11 protein-coding genes and 4 pseudogenes are annotated in these 12,058 nt (G+C 69.8%); 9 read left to right on the top strand and 6 right to left on the bottom strand.

Going from position 1 to position 12,058, the window contains the following annotated elements:
* Positions 1–82: 82 nt before the first annotated feature.
* The 6 genes from ribH (at position 83) to ACFYMC_RS06710 (ending at position 4,921) form a co-directional block, all read left to right on the top strand.
* Positions 83–568: a 6,7-dimethyl-8-ribityllumazine synthase gene (ribH, locus tag ACFYMC_RS06735; protein ID WP_388519858.1), complete on the top strand. Its 486-nt coding sequence runs from the start codon at positions 83–85 to the stop codon at positions 566–568.
* 34 nt (positions 569–602) lie between these two features.
* A complete protein-coding gene (locus ACFYMC_RS06730; RefSeq protein ID WP_388519856.1) occupies positions 603–875 on the top strand; it encodes a phosphoribosyl-ATP diphosphatase in 273 nt (90 codons plus the stop codon).
* A gap of 59 nt (positions 876–934) precedes the next feature.
* Positions 935–1,783, top strand: coding sequence for an ATP phosphoribosyltransferase (gene hisG / locus ACFYMC_RS06725; RefSeq protein WP_388519854.1), 849 nt, complete (start codon positions 935–937; stop codon positions 1,781–1,783).
* The gene (locus ACFYMC_RS06720) at positions 1,783–2,256 is read left to right on the top strand and encodes a PH domain-containing protein (protein ID WP_388519851.1); all 474 of its coding nucleotides are present in this window, start codon (positions 1,783–1,785) and stop codon (positions 2,254–2,256) included. Before hisG ends, ACFYMC_RS06720 begins: the two co-directional genes overlap by 1 nt.
* Positions 2,257–2,444: 188 nt before the next feature.
* A complete protein-coding gene (locus ACFYMC_RS06715; RefSeq protein WP_388519849.1) occupies positions 2,445–3,824 on the top strand; it encodes a hemolysin family protein in 1,380 nt (459 codons plus the stop codon).
* A complete protein-coding gene (locus ACFYMC_RS06710; RefSeq protein ID WP_388519847.1) occupies positions 3,821–4,921 on the top strand; it encodes a hemolysin family protein in 1,101 nt (366 codons plus the stop codon). Before ACFYMC_RS06715 ends, ACFYMC_RS06710 begins: the two co-directional genes overlap by 4 nt.
* Before the next feature lie 62 nt (positions 4,922–4,983).
* Here ACFYMC_RS06710 and ACFYMC_RS06705 read toward each other — a convergent pair whose 3' ends face one another.
* Positions 4,984–6,906, bottom strand: coding sequence for an AAA family ATPase (locus ACFYMC_RS06705; RefSeq protein WP_388519845.1), 1,923 nt, complete (start codon positions 6,904–6,906; stop codon positions 4,984–4,986).
* Between the two features lie 368 nt (positions 6,907–7,274).
* Complete coding sequence (locus tag ACFYMC_RS06700; protein WP_388520361.1) at positions 7,275–7,919, bottom strand: uridine kinase; 645 nt, start codon at positions 7,917–7,919, stop codon at positions 7,275–7,277.
* A 188-nt stretch (positions 7,920–8,107) separates the two neighbouring features.
* Here ACFYMC_RS06700 and ACFYMC_RS06695 point away from each other — a divergent pair, with 188 nt between their 5' ends.
* The gene (locus tag ACFYMC_RS06695) at positions 8,108–9,472 is read left to right on the top strand and encodes a peptidase C39 family protein (protein WP_388519843.1); all 1,365 of its coding nucleotides are present in this window, start codon (positions 8,108–8,110) and stop codon (positions 9,470–9,472) included.
* A 96-nt stretch (positions 9,473–9,568) separates the two neighbouring features.
* A pseudogene (locus ACFYMC_RS06690) lies at positions 9,569–9,769 on the top strand (class I tRNA ligase family protein); the annotation flags it as partial.
* A gap of 8 nt (positions 9,770–9,777) precedes the next feature.
* Here ACFYMC_RS06690 and ACFYMC_RS06685 read toward each other — a convergent pair.
* From ACFYMC_RS06685 to ACFYMC_RS06675, 3 genes and pseudogenes are all read right to left on the bottom strand, one after another.
* The gene (locus ACFYMC_RS06685; protein WP_388519840.1) at positions 9,778–10,239 is read right to left on the bottom strand and encodes a WbqC family protein; all 462 of its coding nucleotides are present in this window, start codon (positions 10,237–10,239) and stop codon (positions 9,778–9,780) included.
* Positions 10,181–10,870, bottom strand: a pseudogene (locus ACFYMC_RS06680) (YdcF family protein). The gene ACFYMC_RS06685 and the pseudogene ACFYMC_RS06680 overlap by 59 nt, the downstream one beginning before the upstream one ends.
* Positions 10,871–10,878: 8 nt before the next feature.
* Positions 10,879–11,334, bottom strand: a pseudogene (locus ACFYMC_RS06675) (hypothetical protein); the annotation flags it as partial.
* Positions 11,335–11,336: 2 nt separating this feature from the next.
* Here ACFYMC_RS06675 and ACFYMC_RS06670 point away from each other — a divergent pair.
* Positions 11,337–11,501 (top strand): annotated as a pseudogene (locus tag ACFYMC_RS06670) (hypothetical protein); the annotation flags it as partial.
* Between the two features lie 157 nt (positions 11,502–11,658).
* Here ACFYMC_RS06670 and ACFYMC_RS06665 read toward each other — a convergent pair.
* Positions 11,659–12,058 (bottom strand): transposase (locus tag ACFYMC_RS06665; protein ID WP_388519837.1); only part of this gene is annotated, 400 nt, incomplete at its 5' end.

The following is a 12,058-nucleotide window of genomic DNA, read 5'->3' as shown; positions in this document are numbered from 1 at the left end:
ACCTGGCCGACCGCCTCCGGCGACCGGCCACCGTCAACCGACAAGTACCGGCATGGGCCGGCACGCACCATCGAGGAGAGTTGTGAGCGGCAAGGGCGCACCCGAACTGAGCGTGAAGAACTGCGGCGACCTGCGGGTCGCGGTCATCGCCGCCCAGTGGCACGAAAAGGTCATGGACGGACTCGTCGACGGCGCCCTGCGCGCCCTGCACGAGCTGGGCATCGACGAGCCGACCCTGCTCCGGGTGCCCGGCAGCTTCGAGCTCCCCGTGGTGGCGAAGGTACTCGCCGGGCGTGGATACGATGCCATCGTCGCCCTCGGCGTGGTCATCCGTGGTGGCACCCCTCATTTCGACTACGTGTGCCAGGGCGTCACCCAAGGCCTGGTGCAGGTATCCGTCGACACCGGAGTTCCCGTCGGCTTCGGTGTCTTGACCTGCGACAACGATGAGCAGGCGCTGGACCGCGCCGGCATCGAGGGGTCGAGCGAGGACAAGGGGCACGAAGCGGTCACCGCCGCCGTCGCCACCGCCATGACCCTGCGGACGGTCAGCGAACCCTGGCGCTAGCGGCGGTGGGGGACCCCGTACTCTAAGGACCATCATGGCGAACAAAACCTTCGAAGAGCTCTTCACCGAGCTCCAGCACAAGGCCGCCACCGGCGACCCCAGCACCTCGCGTACCGCCGAGCTGGTCGGCAAGGGTGTCCATGCCATCGGCAAGAAGGTCGTCGAGGAGGCCGCCGAGGTCTGGATGGCCGCCGAGCACGAGGGCAAGGAGGCAGCGGCCGAGGAGATCTCCCAGCTGCTGTACCACGTTCAGGTGATGATGGTGGCCCGGGGCATTTCCCTGGACGATGTCTACGCCCACCTCTGAACCGGCCCCGTTCCCGCTCCGCACAGCACCTCTCGCACACGAACAAAGGAATCGACCCCATGCTGCGCATCGCCGTCCCCAACAAGGGTTCACTGTCCGGACCTGCGTCGGCGATGCTCCATGAGGCCGGCTACCAGCAGCGCAAGGAGTCCAAGGAGCTCGTCCTGGTCGACCCGGAGAACGAGGTCGAGTTCTTCTACCTCCGCCCCCGGGACATCGCGATCTACGTGAGCTCCGGGCGGTTGGACATCGGCATCACCGGACGGGACCTGCTGCTGGATTCCGGCGCCAACGCCGAGGAGATCCTGCCGCTGGGCTTCGCCCGCTCGACCTTCCGGTACGCCACCAAGCCCGGCACCGCGAGCGGACCGGAGGACTTCACCGGCATGACGATCGCCACCTCCTACGAGGGCATCGTCGCCAAGCACCTTGCCGACCAGGGCATCGACGCCTCCGTGGTGCACCTCGACGGAGCGGTGGAAACGGCCATCCAACTCGGCGTGGCCGAGATCATCGCCGATGTCGTCGAAACGGGCACCAGCCTGCGCAACGCAGGCCTGGAGGTCATCGGCGAGCCGATCTTGAAGTCGGAGGCCGTGGTCATCCGCCGGCACGGAGCTGACCCCGAGGCGCCGCAGGTACAGCAGTTCCTGCGCCGCCTCCAGGGCGTCCTGGTGGCCCGTACCTACGTGATGATGGACTACGACTGCCGCGCCGAGCACCTGGAGCGCGCCGTGGCCCTGACCCCCGGTCTGGAGTCCCCGACGGTCTCGCCGCTCCACAACGAGGGTTGGGTCGCGGTCCGTGCCATGGTGCCGGCCAAGGAGGCCCAGAGGATCATGGACGATCTGTACGAGCTCGGCGCCCGCGCCATCCTGACGACCTCCATCCACGCCTGCCGGCTGTGATGAGCACGGACGATAGGGCCCCGCACCTCGTGCATCCGCCCGCCCTACCCGTCACTTTCCGGCCCACCCGGACCAGGGCCATCCTGCTGACCCTGGCCTCGGCGTTGTTCGTGACGGTCACCGCCCTCGCGTTGGTGCTGGACCAACTGAGCCTCGGAGAGCGGATCGCGTTCGTCTTCACCGCGGCCTTGATGGCCGGCGTCCCGGTCCTGCTCAGCCGGCCCCGCGTGGTCGCCGACGAGGACGGCATCACGGTCACCAACCTCACCACCACCCGACGGCTCGCCTGGGCCCAGATCCTGCGGGTCAACCTCCGCCCGGGTGACCCCTGGGTCTTCCTCGACCTCAGTGACGGCACCAGCCTCCCGGTCCTTGGAATCCAGCCGGGCCTGGCCCGGGAGCAGGCCGTCGCCGACGCCCGGGCCCTGCGCGCGCTGACGGAATCCAGGGGAACGAGCGCACCGGGGGCCTGAGTCCCATTGCGGCGTGCATCTCAATGACTAACCTGGTGGCGGGGCGCAGGCGCGTCCCGCCCCCGGCCCCGGGACCCTGTGGCCTGCGGGCACCGACGACTTGAGGAGTGACTCCTTCCAGCAATGGACGGATCATCCGGCAGTACCCCCGGCAGTACCTGCGCCGTCGCCTCCCGTGAGGCGGCGGCATGACCATCCCGCTACTCCTGCTCGGCGCGGCCTTCGCGCTCATCCTCGCCAACGGGTTCTTCGTGGCCGCTGAGTTCGGCCTCGTCACCGTCGACCGGCCGGACGCCGAGCGCGCCGCGGCCGAAGGAGACAAGAGGGCTCGCACGGTCGTCACGGCCTTGCGCGAGCTGTCCTTCCAACTGTCCGGCACTCAGCTCGGCATCACCATCACCTCGCTGGTGGTCGGGATGCTGGCCGAGCCGGCCCTCGCCACGCTGCTGGCCGCCCCGCTGACCGCCGCCGGCATCCCCGCCGGCATGGTCCCCGGCGTGGCCGTCGCCCTCGGCATGCTGCTCGCTTCGGCCGTGCAGATGGTCGTGGGAGAGCTCGTGCCCAAGAACTGGGCGGTCTCCCGCCCCCTCCAAGTGGCTCGTTTCGTCGCCGGACCGCAGTACGCCTTCTCCCGACTGCTGCGCCCGGTGATCTCCGGCCTCAACACGGTCGCCAACCGGTTGGTGCGCGCCTTTGGAGTGGAGCCCGCGGAGGAGCTGGCATCCGCCCGCACGCCCGGCGAACTGGTCTCCCTGGTGCGCTATTCGGCCCAGGCCGGAGCCCTGGAGCAGGACACCGCCGACCTCTTCGTGCGGACCCTGTCCCTGGGCGGCCTGACCGCCCAGCACGTCATGACCCCGCGGGTGAAGCTGAGTGCCCTGCACTCCTCCGCGACGGCCGCCGACGTCTTGAACCTGACCCGCGCCACCGGCCTCTCCCGCTTCCCGGTCTACCGCGAGCGCATCGACGAGGTCATCGGCGTCGTCCACCTGAAGGACGCGCTCGCCGTCCCCGAACACGAGCGGCTGTACACCACAGCCGCTCGCATCTGCGTCACCCCCCTCCTGGTCCCGGGGACCCTGCCGGTCCAGCCGCTGCTCGAACAGTTGCGTAAGGAACAGCCGATGGCGGTGGTCGTCGACGAGTACGGCGGTACCGCGGGCGTGGTCACCCTGGAGGACATCATCGAGGAACTCGTCGGTGAGGTGCGCGACGAGCACGACACCGTCGAGGACGCGGCGCCCGAACTGCACGCCGTCAGCGCCGAGGACGGTCGTCCCTCCTGGGAGGCTGACGGGAGCTGTCGAGTGCTCAGCCTGCGCCGGATAGGCCTTGAGGTACCCGAGGGCCCCTACGAGACGGTCGCTGGTCTGGTCGCCGACCTGCTCGGCCGCATCCCCGTTCCCGGCGACCGGGCGGAGCTGCCGGGGTGGGGTCTGACCGTCCGCAGTGTGGACCGCTACCGGGCCGCTCGCGTCCGGTTGGTGCGCACGGTGGCCCATCCGGTCCAGCTCGGCTCCGCGCCTGCTGAGCGCCTGCACGTCGAGGCGCTGGAGGCCGTGCGATGAACGCCCTGCAACTCCTCTTCGCCCTGCTACTGGTCCTGGCGAACGGCTTCTTCGTCGGCGCCGAGTTCGCTCTGGTGTCGGTTCGGCGCAGCCAGATCGAGCCGTTGGCCGGCAAATCGGCCCGGGCCCGTCAGGTCCTGCACGGCTTGGAGAACCTGCCCCGGATGATGGCGGCGGCCCAGTTCGGGATCACGGTCTGCTCCCTGACCCTCGGAGCGGTGGCCGAGCCGACCGTGGCCAGGCTGCTGGAGCCGATCTTCCACGCCGTGCACCTGCCGGAGGGCCTGGTCCACCCCCTCGGGTACGTCCTGGCCCTGGCCGCGGTGGTCTTCCTGCACCTGGTGATCGGGGAGATGCTGCCGAAGAACCTCGCCATGGCGGCTCCCGAGCGCACCGCACTGTGGCTCAGCCCGGCGTTGGTCGGCTTCGCGCGGTTGTGCGGTCCGATCACTTCGGCACTCGGTGCCTGCGCCGGACTGGTGCTGCGCCTGTTCAAGGTCGAGCCCAAGGACGAGGTCGAGGCCGTGTACACCAGCGCCCAACTGGGCCGTCTGGTCCAGGATTCCCGTCAGGCGGGGCTGCTGGAGCCGGTCGAGCAGCAACGGCTGGAGGACGCCCTGGAGCTCGGTAGCCGTCCGATCACCGACGTGCTGTTGGACCGGGCTTCGCTGGTCACCGTGGGAACGTCGGTCACCCCCCGCCGGATCGAGGAACTCACGGTGCGCACCGGGTACTCACGCTTCCCGGTGCGGGCCGACAGCGGCGCGTTCATGGGTTACCTGCACGTCAAGGACGTGCTGGACCTGGAGGAACGGGACCGTGCCGTGCCCCAGCACGTGTGGCGTCGGATGACGGTCCTCTCCGCCGACCTGCCGCTGGATGACGCGCTGACCGTGATGCGCCGGGCCGCGACCCATCTGGCTCAGGTCGCGGACGCCTCCGGTCGGGTGCTCGGGCTGGTCGCCTTGGAGGACGTGTTGGAGGTGCTGGTGGGCGAGGTGCGTGATCCCGCCCATCGGCGCGTGACGCCAGGTGCCACGGGTGTGCGGCTCACCGAGCCGCGCCCGGAGCCCGCTGACGGTGCGCTGGCGCACTGAGGAGTACGGGTCCGTCCGGCTCCGCCCCGAAGACGGGGTCGGCGAGACCCACCGCCGGGTGGTCACGGACCCGGGTCCGTGCGTCGCTGGTCGTGGGGGCCCCGTCCGGAGAGCACCTCGCCGTAGGCCTGCATCAGGTCGGGCAGCCGCAAGGTGGCGAGGTCCTCCCGGGTCGGGGTCCCGGGATAGCCGGCCAGGCGCAGGTCGCGGTAGGCGCAGCTCTTCTCGTACAGGGTCCGCAGGAAGCGGCCGTTGCCGAGCTCGTCGATCCAGCCCTGGTCGACCACGTGCCCACTGATGCTGCGCAACTCCTCCAGCGCCTCCTCGTCCCAGCCGTCGCCGTTCGCCCCGGCCAGCACCCGGCCGATGGCGGTCAGTTCCAGCGGTCGGTAGCTGGGGAAATCCACCCGGGTGGTGAAGCGGGAGGACAGCCCCGGGTTGGTGGCAAGCAGCCGGTCCATGCCCTCCGGGTAGCCGGCCAGGATCACCACCAGCCGGTCCCGGTTGTCCTCGGCACGTTTGAGGAGGACCTGGAGGGCTTCGTCCCCGTACGCGTCTCCCTTGCTGTAGCCGGAGTTGGACAGGCTGTACGCCTCGTCGACGAAGAGCACCCCGCCGATCGCGGAGTCGATGAGCTCATTCGCCTTGACCGCGGTCTGTCCGAGGAACTCGCCCACGAGATCCGAGCGTTGCGCCTCAACGAGGTGGTCGCCACCGAGCAGGCCCAGGGCGTAGAAGACACGTCCCAGGATCCGGGCGACGGTTGTCTTTCCGGTTCCGGACGGCCCGGAGAAGACGAAGTGTCGCTTGGGCGGTTGTACGGGCAATCCCAGTTCCGCTCGCAGTCGTGCCATGTGCAGCTGCGCGGACAGAGCCTTCACCTGTCGTTTGACCGGCTCCAGACCGACCATCCGCTCCAGCTCTTCCAGCGCTTCGGCCAGGAGCGCGGCATCGGCGGGCCCGGACGGCAGCGGTGAACTCCGCCCTGCCGAAGGCTTCTTGCGCCGTGCGTGGGACTCCGTGGAGAGGTCGGGCGGGTCGGCTAGGGGGATGCCCGGGTCGCTGGGTGCGCCGGTTCCCATCCACACCTCCCGCCCCTCCAGTAGGTCCGGACCGGTCAGCGGCTCGGCCGGCACCTGGTCCACTTCGACCTGCCCGTCGACGGTGTCGAGACCGAGCCCACCCAAGGTCACAGAGGCGTAGTCGCCCGAGTCCTCGAAACCGTCGCCCTCCGCGATCGCGGCGAGCCGGGCCGCGGTGTCCATGAAGGCCGGGTCCACCCGGTGCACCGCGCGGTACAACGGGAGCGCCGAGGCGCTGCGACCGGTACCTTCGCGCGCCCGGGCCAGCCAGTAGCGCAGCTCCTTGCGCTGCGGCTGTTCGCTGCGACAGCGCATCAGAGCGGTGGCGAGGATCGGCTCGGCCTGCCCGTACATCTCCAGGCGCACCCGTGCCATCCCGGCGAACAGACCCGACTCTATGCCCAGCAGCGGATCGTCCACCAGGGCCTCGGTGTGCTGGACCAGCGCCTCCCAGTCCTTCGCCAGGTACGCCCGGCAGGCGTGCAGGAAGCGGACCTGAGGATCGGTGTCCACCGGCGGGAGCCCGGCCAACGCCCGGTCGAGCTCCGGCACGTGACGGCCGTCGAGGAGGTGCGAGGCGTATGCGAGTAGAAGATCGCGCGGGTTCTCCAGAACGGGTTGAACCCACCATCCCAGCCAGTACCAGGAATTGAGGCCGCGCCGATGACGGGCGCGCTGCTCGCCGAAGCGGTGCCGGTTCTGGTGCATGTGCAGCAGCGCGTTGGTGGTGTCGATGCGCAGCGCATGGAGGCCGAGCCAGGCGTCGGCCATCCCCGTGTCGAGCTGTACGGCGGCCTTGAACTCCTCCTCGGCTTGCGGATATGCGCCCATGGTGTAGGCATCCATGCCGCGTAGCCAGGCCAGTTCGGCCGGGGCATGCCCGCCCTGCGAACCGAAGTCCATCACGTCCCCCACAAGCCTGCCCCCGTGGTGTGCGGCCAGAGCGTCCTGCCCTACCGCCGGATGACCCAACCACCCCAGAGTTGGCGGGAGTTGCGCCGAAGACCCAGCTCGCATCGTACCTGCGGGAACGGGCCCGCCGAAGGGCGCGGCGTCAGCCCGGGCTCCCGAACGCTTCCAGCCAAGGTCACTGAGAGTAGCTGAGAACCTGATGCCCGCCCGCTGTGAGGGGCCGGCGAGGTGGCGGGAGCGTGACGGAGCCCCCGATCACGGGGGAACAATCGGGGGCTCCGCATCCGCGGCGGTCAAGAAAAACCGCGCATTGAGAACGTAAGACCTCTGCGGGTGCCGGTCAAGGCGCCTTCGGGGCCCTAGGTGGGCCCCTCGACGAGGTTGCCGCCGCCGCTCTTCCGCTCGTGACTCTCGGTTACCGAAGGATGGGTTTGGTGCGCCTCATCAGCCCCAGAAGTCCACCGATACCCCGAAGCGCACTGACGTACCAGGATGTCCGCAAAGGGGCGCGAAGGGTCATCCGCGAAGTGCGCGCGCTCCGCGCGCTCCCACCCGTCCCAGAAGTCGGCCAGTTCCCGGCCGTCCCGGCGACGCCCCCGCTCCCAGGACTCCTGCTGCGGCACATCCATCCAGAACAGGCGGGCCAGGTAGGAGCGCAACGCGCGCCTACCGGCGCCCACCCCCTCGACGAGTACCACCGGAGCCGGTTTGAGGACCCGCGCCGGCCCGAACCGCCGGGCCACCCAGTCGTACGCCGCGTAGTGGGCGGCCCGCCCGGCGGCCAGCGGTTCCAGCACCTCGACCCGCAAGCGCTCCGTCCACTCGAACAGCTCCCCGTGACAGGCCACATCGTCCAGGTGGACGACCGGAGCCCCACCCAGCGCCGCGGCCACCGACCCGGCGAAGGTGGACTTGCCGGACCCGGCATGCCCGTCCACCCCGATCAGCCGTACCGGCCCGCAGGAAGGCGCCAGCCCACCCAGTTCGGCGGCCACCCCCCCCAGCCCTCTGCCGTCGGGCGTCGGCGCGGGCGTCCCCACATGCGGATGTTCCACCCGCCCAGCCTACGACCCGCGCCGACACGGAGCGCGGGCTGGTCGAAGCGGAACAGGAGCGGGGATAGTTGGCGCACGGCCGGCCAGGGACCACCCTGCCGGCCCTCCAGACCGGACCGACCGGGGGGATCCCGCCCATGACCGCACCCACACCCCGTAGGACCGTGCTGGCCGCGGCGCTTGCCGTGGCCGCAGCAAGCACCACAATCGCGGGGCCGGCCTCGGCATCCCAGGGCCCGGCGCGGGCTGCCCGCCGGCCCGGCCGTAGGCCGGTGGAGCACCGTCTGTGGACCTCCCGTGAGCACTGGCGCACCGGAACCCACCGGGGCACCGAGACCCCCATCAGCGCGCGGCCCGCGGTACGCATCTCCCGCCCGCTTGGGCGCACCCACTACACCGATCCGCGCACCGGACGCACCACGACCTGGGAGTACGCCACCTGGACTTCGCCCGAGCACCGACCGGCCGTACCGGCTACCGAGGCGATCGTCTCCTGGAACGCGCGCACCCCGACCGGCAGCTGGATCCAGGTCGAACTCCGCGCGACCTACTCCGACGGCACTCGCAGCCCCTGGTACGTGATGGGGCGCTGGGCGTCCGGCGACACCGACATCCGACGTACCTCCGTGGACGGCCAGCGCGACGGCAAGACCAGCGTCTGGACCGACACGCTCGCCATTGACGAGGCCACGACCGGGCTCAGGCTCGTCTCCTACCGGCTGCGTCTGACCCTCTACCGCACTCCCGGCAGCTCCCGAACGCCCACCGTCTGGCTGGTGGGCGCCGTCACCTCCGACCTGCCCGACCGCTTCGAGGTGCCGGCGAGCCCCATCGGGCCGACCCGGGAGCTGCACGTCCCGCGCTACTCCCAGCACACACATATCGGGCAGTACCCCGAGTACGACAACGGCGGTGAAGCCTGGTGCAGCCCCACCTCCAGCCAGATGGTGGTCGAGTACTGGGGGCGTCGTCCCAAGGCGGCCGACCTGGCCTGGGTCGATCCGGCCTTCGAGGACCCCCAGGTCTGCCACGCCGCTCGCCACACCTACGACTACCAGTACGAAGGCTGCGGCAACTGGCCGTTCAACACCGCCTACGCGGCCACCTACCGGGGGCTTGCCGCGGTCGTCACCCGTCTCGTCTCGCTGACCGAGCTGGAGAGGCTCGTCCACGCCGGGATTCCGGCGATCACCTCGCAGTCCTTCATGGCCGAGGAGCTCACCGGCGCGGGCTACGGCACGGCCGGCCACCTCATGACCGTGGTCGGGTTCACTCCCAGCGGAGACGTGATCGCCAACGACCCGGCAGCCCACACGAACTCCGATGTGCGCAGGGTCTACCGGCGCCGAGAGTGGGAGAACATCTGGCTCCGCACCAAGCGTTATGACGCAAACGGCAAGGTCAGAGGCGGTACGGGGGGTGTCTGCTACATCTTCTGGCCCGCCCGCCCGACACCGCTGCAACGCCGCGTGCTGGCCGGAGTGGGGATCACGGGTCGCTGAAGGGTGGTGGGTGAAGTGCCCGATGGTGCCGGCTTCGACCCGGCGATAGCCTCGCCCGTCCCGGATCCGCCCGCCCACCCGCCGGTGACGGCCGCCTTCTACGTCTGGTTCGATGCCCCGATCGAGTACATCGGTGCGACGAAGGAGTGGGCGGGCGGCGCCGGTGACGGCGAGGTTCGCGACTGGAAGTCGTGGTGGTACGAGGCCGACGACACCGTTCGCTACACCCAGCTCATGGCGAAGGACAACGTGCCGTTCCACACGGTGATGTTCCCCGCCACGGAACTCGGCGTGCGGTAGATGCCTCAGCAACCACGGCCGTCGACTTGGTCGTGCTGATCGTCTCCAGCACTCGCTGCACGGCCTGCTTCACCGCAGGCCAGTAGGGGCTTTGCCCGTACAACTGACGTGTCAGGCCCTGGGTCCGACGAAGGCAACGTGCGGAATCCGCGAGGCGCGCATCGCGGATCAGCGTGCTGCGGCCCTGCGGCCCTGCGGCCCTGCGGCAGATGAGTGGCCAGAGACAGCCACCGCCTGTCGCCAAGGTCTGCCAGCCTGGCCCGGTGCTGGTAGTCCCGGCGGGCGAACTGCACTTCGTCCAGGACCACCCACACGTCCACGGCGAACAGCTTCGCCAGCGTGGACAGCCGAGGGAAGAAGTTCGGCTGGTGGATCGCGCACACCGCCCCCGAAGGGACGGCGCTGGCGTCAGGAACTGATGAGCTTGCTGTCGAAGCCAGTGCCCAGGAGGCGCTCGTACGCGTCATGGACATCCCCCGGTACGTGCTGCTCGACGGCGAAGCCGAGCGCCGGGTACTCGATCACCCGTTGCAGGTCCCCCACGAGCATGTCGGCGACGAGCTTCTCGTCGCCGAAGGACTTGATGTAGTCGTCGAACTCCACCGGCTCGGAGGCGCAGACGACCTCGACCTCGGGCTAGAGCTTGCGGCATGTGGCGTACGAGCGGCGCTCCATGTACGGCTTGGAGATCAGGAGCAGCGACTCGACATCCACGCCGGCCCCGCGCAGTACGTCTCGGGACAGCGTGATGTTCTGGCCGGTGTTCCCGGCCTTGGTCTCCAGCAGGATCGCCTCGTCGGGGACGCCCAGGTCGAGAGCGTGCTCGCGGTAGTGGACCGCTTCGCCGCGAGGGAAGCGGGCAGCGGTGGTCGGGCTGTTCCCGCCGCTGAAGACGATGAAGGGGAAGAGACCGGCGCTGTAGAGGTCGGCGGAGGTAGTAGCGGCACCGAGATCGTGACTGCCAAGGCCGCTGGCCGCCGAACAGCGGCGCACCTCGTGGCCCATCTGGTGATAGCGCCAGATCAGCACGGCGTCGTTCCACCGCTCGTCGGTGATGGTGCGCTCTGCGCGGTCCGTCACGGGGACTCCCTCGATCATCGCTGCCTTCACCTCGACACGAGGGTCCGCAGGTCGTCGTACGACCGCCGGATTCCCTCGATGCTGCGGAGCTGGTGGCTCAGGCTGTGGTGGGAGGCCATGCGCGCCGCGTCGCCGGGGACGGTCAATCCATCATCGCGGGTGGCCGGGTCGGACAGAAGGATGTGCGCGTACGCGGTGTCCAACCGGACGCGCTGCATGGGGGAGTCGACGGATCCGGTTGAGCGGGCGATGTCGATGTAGTGGAGCGCCTGGCCGAGCTCCCCGGCACCGCGATGCGCGAGGGCGAGCTTCTGGTGGGCGACGGACCAGTCCTTGGGCTCGCCCAGCTCCTCGAAGCCCCTGATCGCGGAGCGCATGACCTTTGTGGCGTACTCGTTGTTGACGTGCTTGCTGAGCGCCGTGCCCACCCAGAGACGGGCTCGGGCTCGATCGCGTTGGCTGAGGCGGTCATCCGTGGCCAACCCTGGAGAACGACACCGCGACCTGGGTGACCGCCGACCAGGCCAAGGCTCTGGACACCGTCCCGGCTGGCACCGCGTTCACCGTGCCGCCGGTGCTCTTCGCGAAGATCACGGAGGAGGACCTGGAGTCCTACCGGGAGCGCTTCGGCGGGTGCCCGGAAGCCTGACGGGCTTCCCGGGCGAGGGCCGGCGCTCCGCCGCTGAACGGGTACGCCGCGGCGAGCGGCCCCGTTTCCTCGTCGACTTCCACCCGCCCGGGGGGTGCCTCTATGTCTTTCGTCAAGGCGCCTGTGTGGGGTTTGGGGTGGTTCGGGGTTGCTGGGGTTATGCGGCGAGTTCGACGTCTTTCGGTGTCCGGGGTTCGTAGAAGGTGCCGTCGCGGAGCATGGCGAACAGGACGCTGATGCGTTGGCGGGCGAGGCGGAGGAGGGCTTGGGTGTGGGTCTTGCCGCGGGCTCGTTGTTTGTCGTAGTAGGTGCGGGAGGCCGGGTCGGCGTTCATGCAGGCGAAGGCGGACAGGAACATCGCGCGTTTGAGCTGCCGGTTGCCGCCTCGGGGTGTGTGTTCGCCATGGATCGAGGTCCCGGACTGCTTCGTGGTGGGGGCGAGGCCGGCGTAGGAGGCGAGGTGGGCGGCGGTGGGGAAGCTGGTGCCGTCGCCGACGGTGACCAGCAGGACGGCTGCGGTCCTGACGCCGACGCCGGGCATCGAGGTCAGGACCGGG

Source organism: Streptomyces sp. NPDC006879, from assembly GCF_042869595.1.
Classification (GTDB): Bacteria; Actinomycetota; Actinomycetes; order Streptomycetales; family Streptomycetaceae; genus Streptomyces.
The sequence above is the reverse complement of the archived record's forward strand: the minus strand, read 5'-3'. Positions and strand labels throughout refer to the sequence as shown.